The following is a 15,544-nucleotide window of genomic DNA, read 5'->3' on the forward strand; positions in this document are numbered from 1 at the left end:
CAATCTGATATGAATATCAGGTTTTAAGAGTTTCTTGATTAAGATACCTAAAAACGAATTAGTAATTTATTACTTAGAAATAATCCGAACGGAGAACCACCATATGCGAGCAAGGTATTTAAAACCCGCAATCCTAGCATCTATTTATATTGGCATTAGCCAGTGGAGTGGCGTTGCCCTCGCGCAAAATGCTGATGCCAGCAATTTATATAAACGTGGTCTTGCAGCCACCTGCGCTAATTGTCATGGAACCGATGGCAAGGGCGTAGTTGACGGCGGTATGCCATTAATTAACAACCTCACCAGCGAACAAATTTTGACTCAAATGAAAGCATTTAAGTCTGGCGCACGTGAAGGCACCATCATGCCGCAGTTAGCCAAAGGCTATACCGACGAGCAACTAGAAACCATCGCCAATCAACTTGGCAAGAAATAATAAGGAAGCCCATCATGGATCGTAGACACTTTATTGGCCAAGGCGCAGCAGCAATTGGCTTATTGGCTGGCTTCTCTGGACAAGCGCACGCTAATTTACAAAAGGCAGAAATTCTGGTGATTGGTGGCGGTTATGGTGGTGCTACTGCCGCTAAATATCTGCGCTTGTTTTCTAACAACACAGCCAAGGTCACATTGATTGAGCCAAATACCTCTTTCATTTCTTGCCCTATGTCTAACTTAGTGATTGGTGGTTCACGCACTCTGGCTGAAATCACCTCACCATATGACACACTCAGCAAACGTCATGGCATCAAGATTATTCAAGATAGCGTAAGTAGTATTGACCCAGACAAGAAAATCGTAAAACTGGCCTCTGGCAAAACTTTGCGTTACGACAAAGCAGTTGTTTCTCCGGGCGTATCACTCAACTTCAAGAGTATTGAAGGTCTTGCACAAGCCAATAAAGATGGTATTACTCTGCAAGCCTGGAAGGCTGGACCAGAAACAGTTGCGCTACACAAGCAAATTGCAGCAATGCGTGAAGGTGGAACTTTTGCGATCAGCATTCCAGAAGCCCCGTATCGCTGCCCTCCTGGTCCCTACGAGCGTGCTTGCCAGGTAGCCAATTACCTGAAACAAAACAACCCGCGTGGCAAGGTGCTGATCTTGGATGCAAACCAAGACGTCACCTCTAAGGGCGCTTTGTTCAAGAAAGTTTGGGCTGAGCAGTACGCCGGAATCATTGAGTACCGACCAAAGAGTAATGTGATTGGCGTAGATGCCAAAACCAGAACACTCAAACTCGAAGTCGAGGATGATGTGAAGGCAGATGTACTCAACGTCTTGCCACAAATGGCCGCTGGTGAAATTGCTATCAAAACTGGCTTAGCAAATTCCAATGGTCGCTGGGCGAATGTGAACTTCCTCAACTTTGAATCGACTGCTCGTAAAGATATTCACGTCTTAGGCGATGCGATTCAGATTGCGCCAGCAATGCCCAAGTCTGGACATATGGCTAACCAACACGCCAAAGTAGCTGCAGCAGCCATCGTCGCAGAACTCAGCGGTTGGGAGGTTAACCCAGCGCCGGTATTAACAAACACTTGCTATAGCTTTGTTAATTCCAAGGAAGTTGTCCACGTTGCTAGCGTCCACCAATACAACGCGGCAGAAAAGACTTTTAAAACGGTTCCTGGATCTGGCGGCCTATCCCCTGCTCCATCTACTCTTGAGGGAGTCTATGCTTGGGGCTGGGCTCATAATATCTGGGCAGATAGCTTGGGTTAAGAAGCCAAGGCCTTCGCTCCTAATAAAAAAGAGACCTTCGGGTCTCTTTTTTATTTCCTGAGTCAATTATGACTTTTGTCTACGACGTCTGCGCCTACTAATCACCAAAAAGGTAATGGCAATTATTGGGGCAGCAATTGCGGCAATAATCTCGGGATGAATAGCGAGTCCAGCCTCCTTGCCGCCCTTGACGATGTATGCCAATAAACCAACTGCGTAATACGTTAGCACCAATACAGACAAGCTCTCTACGGTCTCTTGAAGTCTGAGTTGAAGTCTAGCGCGTTGATCCATGCTGGCCAATAATTTTTGCGTCTGCTGTTCATTTACAAACTCAATACGGGTTCTGAGGGTTTGTGTTGTTCTAGAAATACGGTCAGACAATTCGCGTAAGCGACGTTGAGTCCAGATACAAGTACCCATAGCCGGCTGAAAACGTCGATCCATAAACTCTGACAACGTTTGCACTCCCGGAATAGAGGTTTCGTTTAGCTCCAGTAAATTTTTTGATAGTAGCTGGCTATAAGCCTCGGCTGCAGTAAAGCGAAGCCCATATCCAGAGATCCATTGCTCAATACGGGAAGCCAATCGAGAAAGTTCCTCTAAAAACAACCCATCTTTTTCGGTATTTACACCCGACTCTGCTTGAAGTTTGGAAATTTTTTCGGATACCGCAGCCAACTCCGACTCTGCCTCTCTTAAAGGCAGTGACAGACTTTTGGCCACTGGAAACGAAACCATGGCAACCATGCGGTAAGTTTCAGCTTCAGCTAAACCCCTGGCTATTCGACCAAGTTGTCTGGAGCCCAATACATCATGTGGAATAAAGAAAGAAATAAAGCCATCTTCATCAAGCTGCAAGTCGGTCCACAGCTGTGCTTTCTTACTTGAGAGAATAAAACTACCAAGTACAGTGTTGCCATTAAAAATTTCAGATACTTCCAAAGCCTCAGCAAATAAAGGGCGATGCTCAAACACTAAATCTAAGGCAGAAATTCTTTGTCCGCCAGACTCAGAAATAGTTGGGCAACCCAAACCCTTGAAAAGCAAATCCAGATCACGCTCAATTTCTAACCTCGACTTGAGCAATGGTTCTTTAACCTTGGTCTTATTGTGAACAATGACTGCAATGGTTGCAAATTCACCATGCAACTCCCATTTCACCAAAACTCTTTCTGGTTCTGGCGCCAAATGCAGTGTCATAAATGAGTGGTCATCTCTGCTAGGAGCACAACCTAAAGCATGGCTTAGCTTTTGTACCCAGGCAATCTGCTGCTTACGTGTAGCAGCGTCCAATAAGAAGGATTGAGAAATCACCCTCTCGTTTGGCCATAAGGGAATAGGAGGTCGAGCATGTACCTCTTCATGCAATAGCGCTCTAGATGGGTGATCGTATGGTCTCATAGCTTATGTATTTTTTTATTTCTTTAGATCATATACCCAAGCTATCTCACGCATACCCATGAATCTAAATAGGTTCGCTATTTATATCGAAATTCTCATATCCATAGGGGTGCTCACCCCTATTTAAGCAATTGCGTACGTAATCGATACTGGTTCGCAAGGTGTAGTAATCGCTCGACAACCGCTTAGAGACTTTGATTCTGAGCGCTTGATACTCCAGTAGATTTAGCCTCTTCAGATACTCGTCGCGCTGCTCATTATTAAATCCATTCAGCAATTCTTGCTCTAAGGCTTTAAGAGAACCATATAAACGATTGATCTTATTTTGCATCCGCTTCGTACGGTAGCCAGGCAGAGATTGCAGGATCGGGTACGCAAGAGCACAAAATGGCAACAGAATAAAGACTAGTCGATTAATCAGTTCGGCCAACCAAAACGGCACGTAGGTCGACAATAGTGGGTAATGATTATTTTCGTAATGTACTGCTATGGGACTATCGGGCAATATCGAATCCTTGAAAGAAGGAAATTCTCCTCGCTCTGAGAAAAATGAGCCGCGACCATTGATTTCACGAGCAGCCTCTAAAAAGAGGAATTGAATTGCTGGATGCATGCGATCATCTACCAGTAGATTAGTAGTGGTAGCAAGTAACTTCATATCCTCTGGAGGGAAGTTACGAGCTAGATCAAAAGATCCCTGAGGCACCTCCAAAATATGAAGGTAGGGGATGAGTTTGACATAGGCTTCAGCACGCTTAAAAGTGACGACATGCACAGATGGGTCATTAAGTAGCGCCTGCACATTAGGGGCTTCAAAAGCATCGACGATAAAAGCACCGTCAATTTTTCCTGCTTGCAGTGCCCTAACCGCTTCTCCTCCAGGTAAATATACGAACTGTGGAAGATGCTCAAATCCTGATATTTTCAAAATCTTAGATGCTTGCGCGTAAGTGCCGCTACCCTTCACGCCAATAGAAAGGGTTTTAGATGAGAAATATTTGAAATTTCCTCTGTGCGCCTCTAGATCACTATTTTTCACTTCTGGGCCACGATAAAAAAACCAAACCGGATCGTAGGCGATCGCTCCCAGCGATTGGACTCCCTTGATTTCTTTTGCGTGAGCCACCCCTGCTTGTACAAATGCAGCCTGAACAGGGTCATTACGGTCCGCTAAGCGCTCGATATTTTCTTGCGCGCCTAAGGTCGGCACAAGCTCCAGGGTGACGCCCTTACTAGCAAAATATTCTGCATACTTTTTTCCCAGCGCCTCATAAGATCCACCTGGAGATCCAGTAGCCATTAACACCCGATTTGGCGGGGGTGGATCTGCATACCACCAGATACCCATCAGTATGGCCAATAAAAGCAGGAGCAATGGCCACGCTTCTTGTAAAAATTGAGTAAAGTCGCCCCACTTCTCCTGAGCGCTCTCAGAAAGACCTAAGAATGTTTCTCTAATGTCTTGTTTAAAACTACCCATGAGCTAGCAATCTGCAAAATTCGTTAAAGCTAATGATAATGTCCTTATACAGATTCTTTCAATTTGCTTTTGGACACCCTAAAACCATGATAAATCTCAGAAAATCCCAAGATCGTGGCTATGCCGACCATGGCTGGCTAAAAAGCTTTCACTCCTTTTCGTTCGCTGGCTACCATGACCCGCAATTTATGGGCTGGGGGAACCTGCGTGTGATCAATGAGGATCGTGTTGCAGCCGGAATGGGCTTTGGTAAACACGGCCATCGCAATATGGAAATTATTAGCTATGTTCTCTCCGGTGAATTAGCTCATCAAGACAGCATGGGAAACATTGAGTCTATCCCCCCAGGGGATGTACAGCGCATGAGTGCTGGTAGCGGTGTGACCCATAGCGAGTTCAATCACGACAAAGCCCACACAACCCACTTTCTACAAATCTGGATAGAGCCCAACGTTTCTGAGATTGAGCCTAGCTACGAACAAAAAACTATTCCAGCAATTGAAAAAGATGGCAAGCTTCGCATCATCGCCTCCCCCGCCGGAAATGATGGCGCCGTGAAAATTCATGCAGATGCGACGATTTATGCCGGACTTTTCAATGGTCCTCAATCAGCAACACTTAATCTAGATCCCAAGAGAAAATCTTACGCTCATCTCATCCGTGGAATGCTTACCATTAACGGCCAAAAATTGGTCGGTGGCGATGCCCTGTTGATTGAGGATGAATCATCGCTAGTGATCAGCGATGGTGTTGATGCAGAAGTGCTGATATTTGACTTGAGTCATTAAATATTTGGCCTGCTAGATATACGATCAGCTCAATACCTGGAAAACCAAAAGATCATGATTGAAACCTCTGGAAAGAAACTGGCTGGCCCGATTATTCGCCTGCATCCCAATGACAACATTGTGGTTGCACGAGTAGATGTTGCTATAGGCACTGAAGTGCCGAGCGAGCATTTCACAAGTCGTAGCCAAGTTCCTGCTGGTTACAAAATCGCGGCTAAGAAAATACTCAAGGGCGAACCCATCCTCAAGTACAACGTTACCGTTGGGTTTGCTAATACCGATATTGAAGCTGGCACGATGGTCCATAGCCACAATACTGAGTTTCGTGAGTTTGATCGTGACTATGCTTACGCAAGTGAATACAAGCCTACAACCCTCTTACCAGAATCTGAACGCGCCACTTTCCAGGGCTATGTCAGACCCAATGGCAAAGTGGGAACGCGTAATTTCATCGGCATCCTTTCTACAGTAAATTGCTCTGCAACAGTTGTTAATAAGATTGCAGATTGGTTTACGCCAGAACGACTCAAAGAGTTTCCTAACGTAGACGGTGTTGTGGCCTTTAGTCATGACATTGGCTGTGGCATGGAGATGAGCGGTGAACCCATGGAGTTACTGCGTCGGACGATGGCTGGCTATGCGCGGCACCCTAACCTAGCTGCCGCACTCATTGTAGGTCTTGGCTGTGAGCGCAATCAACTTAAGGGCTTGATGGAGCAGGAAGATCTGACTGAGAATGCCAACTTGCACACTTTCATCATGCAAGAAACAGGTGGTACTCGCAAAACGATTGAAGCCGGCATTGAAGCAGTCAAAGCATTATTACCAGAAGCAAATAAAGCCAAGCGTGAAACTGTTTCAGCAAGTCATTTATGTGTTGGACTGCAATGCGGTGGATCGGATGGCTTCTCCTCCATCACGGCCAATCCAGCCTTAGGTGCAGCAATTGACATCTTGTCTCATCACGGTGGAACAGGCATTCTTTCTGAGACACCAGAGATTTATGGTGTAGAACACACCCTCACCCGTCGTGCAGTGAGTAAAGCGGTAGGCGAAAAACTCATTCGACGTATTCGCTGGTGGAAAGATGAATACTCTGTTGGTAGAGATGTACAAATCAACGGACAAGTAAGCCCCGGTAATCAAATCGGCGGTCTGGCCAATATCTTTGAAAAATCATTGGGCTCCTCCATGAAAGGTGGAACAGGTCCACTGATGGAAGTCTATAAGTACGCCGAGCCAGTCACAGCCAAGGGCTTCGTATTTATGGACACCCCTGGATTTGACCCGGTCTCGGCTACCGGACAAATAGCTGGGGGCGCTAACCTGATTGCCTTTACTACTGGTCGAGGCTCTATGTTTGGCTCTAAGCCAGCACCTTGCATCAAATTGGCTACGAATACCCCAATGTATCAACGCCTTACCGAGGATATGGATATCAACTGCGGTGAGATTTTGGATGGCACTGTCTCTGTCCAGGAGATGGGGCAACGCATATTTGAGTTATTTCTCAGGACTGCATCTGGGGAAGCCTCCAAAAGTGAGCTACTCGGTTTGGGCGACTATGAATTTGTCCCCTGGCAAATTGGGGTAATGAGCTAAGAGAACTGTAGAATTATTCCTATTAGCTCAACCCAGACAGAAACGACACTGAAACAGGCTTATGAAATTTAGGGATTACTACGAAACTCTCGGCGTTCCTCGCGGCGCCACCGAAGCTGAAATCAAAACAGCCTATCGCAAACTGGCGCGCAAATATCATCCGGACGTCAACAAAGAAGCTGGTGCTGAAGAACAGTTCAAGCAAATCGGTGAAGCCTATGCCGTTTTAAAAGATACTGAAAAGCGTGCAGCCTATGATCGCTTTGGCGCAAACTGGAAGAACGGTCAAGACTTTACACCTCCCCCCAATTGGAATGAGGGCTTTGAATATTCTGATGCTGGCTTTGGTGGCGGTCATCCAGGTTATGGTGGAGGCTTTGAGGGTGATCAAAGCGAATTCTTTGAATCTCTCTTTGGTAGAGGCAAACATCGTCAAGGTGGACGTGGTGGAAATAGCCGTCAGGGCATGAACTTCAAAGGCCAAGATCATCACGCCAAAATCTTGATCGATCTTGCAGATGCTTATAACGGTGCCAAACGCACCATTGCCTTACACATGCCTACACAAGATGCGAGTGGCCATGTCAGCACACAAGAACGCAAGCTAGATGTCAGCATCCCCAAGGGCATTAAAGCTGGACAAAATCTACGACTATCTGGTCAAGGTGGACCTGGTATGGGCGAAGGCCCTGCCGGTGATCTCTATTTAGAAATCGACTTCCATCCAAATCCCATCTATCGCGTAGATGGTAAGGATGTATTGATTGACATTCCTTTGGCACCATGGGAAGCGGCTTTAGGCACGACAGTCAATGTACCTACTCCAGCTGGCAGCACTCTGGAATTAAAAATCCCAGCAGGAACAGTGGCGGGTCGCAAGATGCGTCTCAAAGGCAAAGGTATCCCTAGTTCAGAACCGGGTGATTTATACGTTGTCCCTACGATTGCCCTCCCACCAGCACAAACTGATGCTCAAAAAGAAGCCTATCAAAACTTTGAGAAGGCTTTTGATTTCAACCCTAGATCTCACTTGAAGGGATGATAGATATGACACAAACGAATATCACTTGGATTGAAGGCGAAGTTGTTGAGAACGAAGTACACATGACGATTGTTGAGCTCTCTCATGCTTCACGCACACCAGAAGATCTCATCATGACTTGGGTTTCTGAAGGCGTACTCAGCCCAGCAGGATCATCGCCACAAGATTGGCGTTTTAGTGGTGACTCATTGAGAAAAGCCAAAACTGCAGCTCACCTTACATACGATCTTGAGTTGAATGTGCCTGGGGTTGCCCTAGCACTTGATCTGCTTGATGAAATTGCTCAGCTGCGCGCGCGTTTAAAGTAGGACGATAAAACTCGCGACAACTTAAGATTCAGAGCGACTTAAGAGTTGCTCCCAGCGCTGAAGTTTTTGATCTAAATCGGCAGTAATTTCACTCAGACGGGCTTGCATGCTCGCCGCTAGCTCAGGCTCATTCTTATATAAATCGGGGTTGCTCATAGCAATTCCAATATCTGCTTGCTCAGTTTCTAGCGCTTCGATCTGCAATGGCAAAGCTTCTAACTCTTGACGTTCTTTACCGTTGAGCTTTTGAACGCCGCTTTTGGCTGCCGGCTTTGCCTCTACTTTAGCTTCCACCTTTACTTCAGCCTTTGCCTCTGACTTCTCTGCTGATTTTGAACTAGCGTTAGCAGCGCGGATCTTATCTGAACGGGCCTTCTGAATCTTCCAGTCTTCATAGCCGCCTTCGTATTCACGCCAGAAGCCATCGCCTTCATTTGCAATGATGCTTGTTACTACGTTATCTAAGAAGTAACGATCGTGGCTGACCAAGAAAACGGTGCCTTTGTAATCCTGCAAGAGTTGCTCAAGCAAATCTAGAGTATCGATATCTAAATCGTTGGTTGGCTCATCTAATACCAATACATTGGCTGGCCTAGCAAAAAGCCTAGCAAGCAATAAACGATTACGCTCACCACCAGACAAGGTGCTTACTGGTGAATTGGTTCTCTCAGGTGCGAATAAGAAATCACTCAGATAGCTCTTAACGTGCTTTTTATTGCCATTGATTTCAATCCACTCACTACCTGGGCTAATGTAATCTTCCAATGAAGCATTGAGATCAAGACCTTCGCGCATTTGATCAAAATAGGCAACCTCAATACGAGTACCCATCGTTGCGGTACCTGAGTCTGGTGCAATGGTTCCCAAAATCAATTTGAGCAAGGTTGTCTTGCCGGCACCATTAGGGCCTAGTAAACCAACCTTATCGCCACGCAAAATCGTAGCTGTGAAATCCTTCACGATCGGACGGTCATAAGTCTTGCTGACGTTTTGCAGATCTGCCACAATCTTGCCGCTACGGTCGCCGGAAGAAACTGCTAACTTCACCTGCCCCATGGCATCTCGGCGTTCGGCACGGCTACTACGCAATTTCTCGAGGCGTGCAATTCTGGCAACACTGCGTGTGCGACGAGCCTCAACCCCTTTACGAATCCAAACCTCTTCTTGGGCCAATAATTTATCTGCACGAGCATTAGCTAGGGATTCAGAATTAAGCTCTTGTTCCTTAAGAACTTCATACTGAGTAAAGTTTCCAGGGTAGCTGCGCAGAATGCCGCGATCAAGCTCAACAATTTGTGTACAGACGTTATCCAAGAAGGCGCGATCATGGGTAATCAAGATAACTGAGCCTTGATATTCCTTAAGCAACTCTTCCAACCATGCAATCGAATCCAAATCCAAATGGTTGGTTGGTTCGTCTAGCAAGAGTACGTCGGGCATCTCTACTAAAGCGCGCGCTAGAGCGACCCGCTTTTTGGTGCCACCAGAAAGCGTATTGATTTTCAGATCAGCTTCTAGGTGGAGACGATCTAGAGTTTCATGAACGCGCTGTTCCCAGTTCCAACCGCTTAGAGCTTCCAGCTGGGATTGCACTTCATCCAGACGGTGATGGGAAGCGTCATCCCATTCGCCAACGCTAAGCGCCTCATATTCTTCGCGCAAAGCTTTTGCTTGCGCCACACCCTTGGACACTGCATCAAAAACGGTTTCCTCAGCCTCAAAAATAGGTTCTTGAGGAACGTAAGCAATGCGCAAGCCTTGCTGATACTGCAGGAGGCCATCATCCATTTTTTCGATGCCGGCCAAGATCTTCAATAGAGAAGATTTGCCGGTGCCATTACGGCCAATTAAGCCAACACGTTCACCAGATTCCAGTGAAAAAGCAGTGTTTGCGAGGAGGTCAACGTGGCCAAAAGCCAGTTTTGCATCAGTAAGTACGATTAAAGCCATGGCGACATTATCGTCACTTCCCCAAAAGACGAGATATTTTCGTCAATTTCTGCGAGACTAGCTCTATATGGTCTGCAAATTAACCCCTTCTGCGCCCCGCCTCATCCTATTCGCCGGTCATGCGGGCACAGGCAAGTCCACTTTGGCAAAAAAAGCCTTGCCATTGATTATTGAGAAAACCGGGGAAGATTTTTTCTTTCTCGACAAGGACACTGCCTATGGCGCCTTTAGCGCCCATGTCATGCAACTCACCACCCAAAACCCAAATGACCGAGATAGCCCCTTCTATCTTGAAAATCTCCGTGACTGGGAATACCAAGGGCTCATTGATATCGCAAGAGAAAATTTACTCCTTGGAGTAAATGTCATTTTAGTTGGGCCGTTCTCGAGAGAAATTCAGAGCGGCAAAATGTTTGATGCTCAAGCACTTGGCGTGCCACCGCAAACGAACATTCGGATTGCCTGGATTGATTTAGATGAGTTTGAAGCCAAAAAACGCATGGAGAAACGTGCTGACCCTAGGGATGAGTGGAAGCTGACACATTGGAATCAATATGCAAATCGTAGAACTGAACCACCTACACATGCTTTATTGCATCGATTCGATAACTCTGTTTTTAATGATTCTGATTTTGAAAAACTCGTGGATGAGTTGGTGAAATAAAAAGTCAGAAAAAATAGGGCTCCTAAGGAGCCCCATCTCAAGACCCAAGAACTGAATTCTTAGAACTTATAAGTCACACCAACAGCAGGCATCCATGGATTCAATGTCAACTTTCCAAGATTTGTTCCACCTTGAACTGTAGTTACATTGGTGCTCATAGTTGCGTATTTAACATCAACGTTTAAGCCCCAGTTTTTATCAAACATGTAGTCTGCGCCAATCTGACCAACTACACCCACGCTATTTTGATCAACTTGTACAGAGTTATTCAAGCCAGGGAAATTAGCGCGGTTACCGAAGATGGTGTAATTAACACCAAGGCCAACGTAAGGCTTGAAAGCGCCTAGATCAGTAAAGTGGTATTGGGCTAGTAATGAAGGTGGCAGCGCTGAAACTTTACCAATATTGGTATTTCCAGGTCCCGCAGTAATGTTTACCTGTTGTGGCCATGTCAACACTAATTCAGCAGCAATATTCTTAGTAAAGAAGTAGGAAACGTCAAACTCAGGAATAACTTGATTTTTAGCTTTTACGTTGAGATCTGCAACAGTACTTGTTTGACCATTCTGAAACAATAAATCTACTGCGCGTACGCGCACCATCCAAGGATTTTCTTCTGCTTGAGCTTGTGCTGCGATTGGAGCTAAGGATGCTACTGCAGCCATAACTGCTACGAGTGACTTAATACGCATGATGGTTTCCCTTTTTGTTATCAATTTCGATGAAACTATTTTCGAATTGATACCAATGCGCGAATTTGATGTAAATCAAATGGAAAGCGCTTGAGAATTTTTTGATTGCTAAAAAGCAACACCGTTTTAAAGCTTATTTGATCTAGATCAAATGACTAGAGAGTTACCCTATAGAACCTTAGAGTAAGTGCCTTTTACTTGTGATTCCCTGAGATGTCGATCAAAAGACATGGCAACTCGTCTCGCCAATAGGCGCCCCTTTGTGGGAACCAATATCGTATCGCCCTCCCAATCCAGAAGGCCCGCCTCACCCAGATGTTTTAACTCTTCAATCTCAGTTTTGAAGTAAGTTTGGAAATCAATCTGGTGTGATTTGGCAAAGGTCTTTGTATCCAATGCGAATTGACACATAAGTTCACCAATTAACTCACGCCGCAGCAAGTCATCTTGATCAAGTCTTAAGCCACGCAGTACTGGCAAATGCCCATGATCTAGTGCTTCGTAATATTCATCAAGGGTTCGCACGTTTTGCGAATAACAGTCATCCACCTTACCAATAGATGAAATACCAAAGGCTAAAAGATCGCACTCTGCTTGGGTTGAGTAACCCTGGAAGTTACGGTGAAGCTTGCCCTCTTTTTGAGCGATTGCCAATTCATCATCGGGCTTAGCAAAATGGTCCATTCCAATAAAGACATAGCCAGCTTCACCTAGACGCTCAATCGTATTGGAAAGAATATCTAACTTGTCGGCCGCCGGTGGTAAGTCTGCCTCAGCAATTCGACGCTGAGGCTTAAAGATGTGTGGCAGATGCGCATAGTTATAGACCGATAGACGGTCTGGATTCATTGCCAATACTGCATCTACAGTTTCTTTAAAGGTTGCTGGTGTTTGCTTGGGAAGTCCGTAGATTAAATCCACACTGCGCGATTTAAATCCATATTTTCTGGACCAATCCATAACCGCTTGAGTTTCTTCAATTGTCTGCACACGGTGCACAGCTTCTTGTACTGCCAGATTGAAATCTTGGACGCCCAAACTAATGCGGTTAAAGCCCAACTCAGCCAAAAGTGCGATATCTTTTTCTGTCACTCTCCTTGGATCAATCTCAATAGAATATTCACCACCAGGCAATAACTCAAAATGTTCACGGGTGTGCTGCATCAACTCAATCATCTCTTCATGAGAGAGAAAGGTTGGCGTGCCGCCACCCCAATGTAATTGCGTGACTGGGATCTTTTTCTGGGAGCACATGGCTTTAGTCACCATGGCCATTTCTTTAGCAAGGTACTTAATGTACTTAGCGCTGCGCCCATGATCTTTGGTAATAATTTTGTTACAACCACAGTAGTAACAGATATTAGGACAAAACGGTAAATGGAAATAGAGAGAAAGTGATTCATCCACTTTTGCTACACGCTCTAGCGCGCCTAAATAATCAGCCTCGGAAAAATCATTATGAAAGCGATCAGCGCTTGGATAAGACGTATAGCGTGGTCCATTGATATCAAACTTTTTCAACAACTCAGGATGAAATAGAACTTCTTTCTCTTGGGTTGAAGATGAATTTGCTACAGAGGTCATGGAGGGCTTATATGGAGTTACTTTGACAAATAGTCTAGTGCTACTGCTTCCGCTACTTTAATCCCATCGACACCTGCAGACAAGATTCCACCCGCATAACCCGCGCCCTCGCCTGCTGGGTAAAGCCCTTTGATGTTGAGACTTTGATAGTTGGTGCCGCGTGTAATTCGTAATGGGGAGGAGGTACGCGTCTCAACTCCAGTCAATACAGCATCTTTCATGGAGAAACCTTTGATTTTTTTCTCAAATGCTGGAATTGCCTCTCTAATTGCCTCAATAGCATAGGCAGGCAAACTCCCTGCCAGGTCAGTCAGATGAACACCTGGTTTATAGGATGGCAGAACACTGCCGAACTCAGTAGATGGCTTGCCCTCTAAAAAATCACCGATCAATTGACCCGGCGCCTCATACGTACCGCCACCTAACTCAAAAGCCTTAGACTCAATCGCCCTCTGAAACTCAATGCCCGCCAATGGACCACCTGGATAATCATCCGGGGTAATGCCTACTACGATGCCAGCATTGGCATTGCGTTCATTGCGCGAGTATTGGCTCATGCCATTGGTGACGACTCGATTGGGTTCTGAGGTAGCAGCAACCACTGTGCCACCAGGACACATACAGAAGCTGTAGACCGAGCGACCATTTTTAGCATGGTGAACCAACTTGTAGTCTGCGGCGCCAATCAGCTCGTTACCCGCATGAGGACCGAGGCGCGCTCTATCGATTAGTGACTGCGGATGCTCAATTCGAAAGCCTACTGAGAATGGCTTGGCTTCCATATAGACGCCAGCATGGTACAAAGCCTCGAAGGTATCGCGCGCACTGTGTCCTAAAGCCAAAATCACATGACTCGCAGGCAAATCCGGCTGCCCTTCTATCTTGACCCCGGTAATTTGCTTGTTCTGAATATCAAAGCCAATCACTTTTTGGGTAAACCGTATCTCACCGCCTAGCTCAATAATTTCTTGGCGCATCTTTTCCACCACGCCAACCAAGCGGAAGGTGCCGATGTGAGGCTTGGCTACATAAGTGATTTCTTCTGGGGCTCCAGCCTTCACAAACTCTTGAATGACTTTGCGCCCATAAAACTTAGGATCTTTGATTTGGCTATACAACTTACCGTCCGAGAATGTACCCGCTCCACCCTCACCAAACTGAACATTCGATTCTGGATTCAGTTTATTTTTGCGCCATAAGCCCCAAGTATCTTGAGTGCGTTCGCGCACTTTCTTGCCACGCTCCAAAACAATTGGCTTAAAGCCCATTTGTGCTAGCACCAAAGCAGCAAAAATTCCGCAGGGGCCAAAACCAATTACTACTGGACGAAGCACTTTTCCGGAGTCAATTGATTCGGGTGCTTTGGCTACAAAGTGATAGCTCGTATCTGGGGAAGGCCTAATATGAATATCGCCTGCAAATTTTTTCAGCAGAGCATCTTCATTCTTTACGGATAAATCTACGGTGTAGATAAAAGATAAGGCAACATTTTTTCGGGCATCGTAACTTCGCTTAAAAACCTCAAAGCTTATTAAGTCTTTAACATGTAGATCCAAGCGTTTCAGAATCGCCTGCTCCAAGGCTTCAGGAGCATGGTCAATAGGTAGACGCAATTCAGTAATACGGATCATGGAGTTTTACGATACACAGTGATTTAAGGCCTTTTTAGCCCCCGAAGAAGCCATAGACCAAATAATACTGGTTATGGGCTCGCTCAGGCCAGGAGATCGCACATAAAGGCGATAATGCGTTATGGCTCTACGCGCAACTATCCACAAAGCCGACCTTCATGTCGCAGATTCTGACCGTCATTACTACGGCAGTCACTCCTTAACCATCGCTAAGCACCCCTCAGAAACTGAGCAGCGGATGATGATCCGGATCATCGCTTTTGCTTTGCAGGCTCACGAAGACCTGGTCTTCACAAAGGGCCTGAGCGACACCGACGAGCCCGATCTTTGGATCAAGGACCTCACTGATGCCATTAAGCTTTGGATTGAAATTGGCCAACCCGATGAGCGTCGTATTCTGAAAGCATCTGGTCGCGCAGATCAAGTGGTTGTCTATTGCTATGGTGGTCACACAAGTAAAATTTGGTGGGATGGCATTGCCAGTAAATTGACCCGTGCTCGCAACTTGCAAGTGATTTCTATTCCGGCCGAACAGGCTGAAGATCTCAATAAATTAGTTGAGCGCAGCATGGTCATCCACGTCAATATTCAAGATGGCGAAGCGTATGTTTCATCCGACCAAGGTCAAGTGACCATTACTCCAGAGATTTGGCGCAACAATCAATAGGCTTCAG

The 15,544-nt window shown here is 45.9% G+C and carries 14 protein-coding genes; 8 read left to right on the top strand and 6 right to left on the bottom strand.

The genetic code is table 11. From position 1 onward, the window contains the following. Nucleotides 1-103: 103 nt before the first annotated feature. Together JaK3_RS08415 and JaK3_RS08420 are read left to right on the top strand one after the other, a co-directional pair. Nucleotides 104-436 carry a c-type cytochrome gene (locus JaK3_RS08415; RefSeq protein ID WP_068323430.1) on the top strand — a complete coding sequence of 111 codons (333 nt, stop codon included), beginning with the start codon at nucleotides 104-106 and terminating at the stop codon, nucleotides 434-436. A gap of 14 nt (nucleotides 437-450) precedes the next feature. Next, nucleotides 451-1,725 carry an NAD(P)/FAD-dependent oxidoreductase gene (locus JaK3_RS08420; RefSeq protein WP_068323433.1) on the top strand — a complete coding sequence of 425 codons (1,275 nt, stop codon included), beginning with the start codon at nucleotides 451-453 and terminating at the stop codon, nucleotides 1,723-1,725. Nucleotides 1,726-1,791: 66 nt separating this feature from the next. Here the strand turns inward: JaK3_RS08420 and JaK3_RS08425 are convergent, their stop codons facing one another. After that, nucleotides 1,792-3,129: a DUF3422 domain-containing protein gene (locus tag JaK3_RS08425; protein ID WP_068323436.1), complete on the bottom strand. Its 1,338-nt coding sequence runs from the start codon at nucleotides 3,127-3,129 to the stop codon at nucleotides 1,792-1,794. 64 nt (nucleotides 3,130-3,193) lie between these two features. Then, entirely contained in the window at nucleotides 3,194-4,609 is a 1,416-nt protein-coding gene (locus JaK3_RS08430) for a TAXI family TRAP transporter solute-binding subunit (protein ID WP_068323439.1), read from the bottom strand. A gap of 86 nt (nucleotides 4,610-4,695) precedes the next feature. On the opposite strand from JaK3_RS08430, the gene JaK3_RS08435 reads away from it, so the two are divergent. The 4 genes from JaK3_RS08435 (at nucleotide 4,696) to JaK3_RS08450 (ending at nucleotide 8,349) form a co-directional block, all read left to right on the top strand. Beyond that, entirely contained in the window at nucleotides 4,696-5,397 is a 702-nt protein-coding gene (locus tag JaK3_RS08435) for a pirin family protein (RefSeq protein WP_068323757.1), read from the top strand. A gap of 54 nt (nucleotides 5,398-5,451) precedes the next feature. Next, nucleotides 5,452-6,999, top strand: a complete 1,548-nt coding sequence (locus tag JaK3_RS08440; protein ID WP_068323443.1) for a UxaA family hydrolase — start codon at nucleotides 5,452-5,454, stop codon at nucleotides 6,997-6,999. 61 nt (nucleotides 7,000-7,060) lie between these two features. Next, nucleotides 7,061-8,041, top strand: a complete 981-nt coding sequence (locus JaK3_RS08445; RefSeq protein WP_068323449.1) for a DnaJ C-terminal domain-containing protein — start codon at nucleotides 7,061-7,063, stop codon at nucleotides 8,039-8,041. A 5-nt stretch (nucleotides 8,042-8,046) separates the two neighbouring features. After that, nucleotides 8,047-8,349, top strand: a complete 303-nt coding sequence (locus tag JaK3_RS08450; protein ID WP_068323760.1) for a chaperone modulator CbpM — start codon at nucleotides 8,047-8,049, stop codon at nucleotides 8,347-8,349. A gap of 21 nt (nucleotides 8,350-8,370) precedes the next feature. Here the strand turns inward: JaK3_RS08450 and JaK3_RS08455 are convergent, their stop codons facing one another. Further along, nucleotides 8,371-10,299, bottom strand: coding sequence for an ATP-binding cassette domain-containing protein (locus JaK3_RS08455; protein WP_068323451.1), 1,929 nt, complete (start codon nucleotides 10,297-10,299; stop codon nucleotides 8,371-8,373). 67 nt (nucleotides 10,300-10,366) lie between these two features. Here JaK3_RS08455 and JaK3_RS08460 point away from each other — a divergent pair, with 67 nt between their 5' ends. After that, nucleotides 10,367-10,963 (top strand): P-loop nucleotide/nucleoside kinase family protein, encoded by a 597-nt coding sequence (locus tag JaK3_RS08460; protein ID WP_068323456.1) that lies wholly within the window; start codon nucleotides 10,367-10,369, stop codon nucleotides 10,961-10,963. Nucleotides 10,964-11,022: 59 nt separating this feature from the next. On the opposite strand, the gene JaK3_RS08465 is transcribed toward JaK3_RS08460, so the two are convergent. The 3 genes from JaK3_RS08465 to JaK3_RS08475 all read right to left on the bottom strand — a co-directional run bounded on the left by JaK3_RS08465 (nucleotide 11,023) and on the right by JaK3_RS08475 (nucleotide 14,870). Continuing rightward, nucleotides 11,023-11,655: an OmpW/AlkL family protein gene (locus JaK3_RS08465; protein ID WP_068323459.1), complete on the bottom strand. Its 633-nt coding sequence runs from the start codon at nucleotides 11,653-11,655 to the stop codon at nucleotides 11,023-11,025. 168 nt (nucleotides 11,656-11,823) lie between these two features. Further along, nucleotides 11,824-13,239: an oxygen-independent coproporphyrinogen III oxidase gene (gene hemN, locus JaK3_RS08470; RefSeq protein ID WP_068323461.1), complete on the bottom strand. Its 1,416-nt coding sequence runs from the start codon at nucleotides 13,237-13,239 to the stop codon at nucleotides 11,824-11,826. 17 nt (nucleotides 13,240-13,256) lie between these two features. Beyond that, on the bottom strand, nucleotides 13,257-14,870 hold the full coding sequence (locus JaK3_RS08475) for an NAD(P)/FAD-dependent oxidoreductase (protein WP_068323463.1): 1,614 nt from the start codon (nucleotides 14,868-14,870) through the stop codon (nucleotides 13,257-13,259). A 121-nt stretch (nucleotides 14,871-14,991) separates the two neighbouring features. Here JaK3_RS08475 and JaK3_RS08480 point away from each other — a divergent pair, with 121 nt between their 5' ends. After that, the gene (locus tag JaK3_RS08480) at nucleotides 14,992-15,537 is read left to right on the top strand and encodes a YaeQ family protein (protein WP_068323467.1); all 546 of its coding nucleotides are present in this window, start codon (nucleotides 14,992-14,994) and stop codon (nucleotides 15,535-15,537) included. Nucleotides 15,538-15,544: the final 7 nt, after the last annotated feature.

It is taken from the genome of Polynucleobacter yangtzensis (assembly GCF_001595965.1).
GTDB lineage: Bacteria > Pseudomonadota > Gammaproteobacteria > Burkholderiales > Burkholderiaceae > Polynucleobacter > Polynucleobacter yangtzensis.

Bases quoted from the DNA above. Each gene is read 5' to 3' on its own strand.
- JaK3_RS08420 (WP_068323433.1), top strand. From the start codon at position 451: ATGGATCGTAGACACTTTATTGGCCAAGGCGCAGCAGCAATTGGCTTA.
- JaK3_RS08455 (WP_068323451.1), bottom strand. From the start codon at position 10,299: ATGGCTTTAATCGTACTTACTGATGCAAAACTGGCTTTTGGCCACGTT.
- hemN (WP_068323461.1), bottom strand. From the start codon at position 13,239: ATGACCTCTGTAGCAAATTCATCTTCAACCCAAGAGAAAGAAGTTCTA.
- JaK3_RS08480 (WP_068323467.1), top strand. From the start codon at position 14,992: ATGGCTCTACGCGCAACTATCCACAAAGCCGACCTTCATGTCGCAGAT.
- JaK3_RS08430 (WP_068323439.1), bottom strand. From the start codon at position 4,609: ATGGGTAGTTTTAAACAAGACATTAGAGAAACATTCTTAGGTCTTTCT.
- JaK3_RS08465 (WP_068323459.1), bottom strand. From the start codon at position 11,655: ATGCGTATTAAGTCACTCGTAGCAGTTATGGCTGCAGTAGCATCCTTA.
- JaK3_RS08445 (WP_068323449.1), top strand. From the start codon at position 7,061: ATGAAATTTAGGGATTACTACGAAACTCTCGGCGTTCCTCGCGGCGCC.
- JaK3_RS08475 (WP_068323463.1), bottom strand. From the start codon at position 14,870: ATGATCCGTATTACTGAATTGCGTCTACCTATTGACCATGCTCCTGAA.
- JaK3_RS08415 (WP_068323430.1), top strand. From the start codon at position 104: ATGCGAGCAAGGTATTTAAAACCCGCAATCCTAGCATCTATTTATATT.
- JaK3_RS08425 (WP_068323436.1), bottom strand. From the start codon at position 3,129: ATGAGACCATACGATCACCCATCTAGAGCGCTATTGCATGAAGAGGTA.
- JaK3_RS08440 (WP_068323443.1), top strand. From the start codon at position 5,452: ATGATTGAAACCTCTGGAAAGAAACTGGCTGGCCCGATTATTCGCCTG.
- JaK3_RS08460 (WP_068323456.1), top strand. From the start codon at position 10,367: ATGGTCTGCAAATTAACCCCTTCTGCGCCCCGCCTCATCCTATTCGCC.
- JaK3_RS08435 (WP_068323757.1), top strand. From the start codon at position 4,696: ATGATAAATCTCAGAAAATCCCAAGATCGTGGCTATGCCGACCATGGC.
- JaK3_RS08450 (WP_068323760.1), top strand. From the start codon at position 8,047: ATGACACAAACGAATATCACTTGGATTGAAGGCGAAGTTGTTGAGAAC.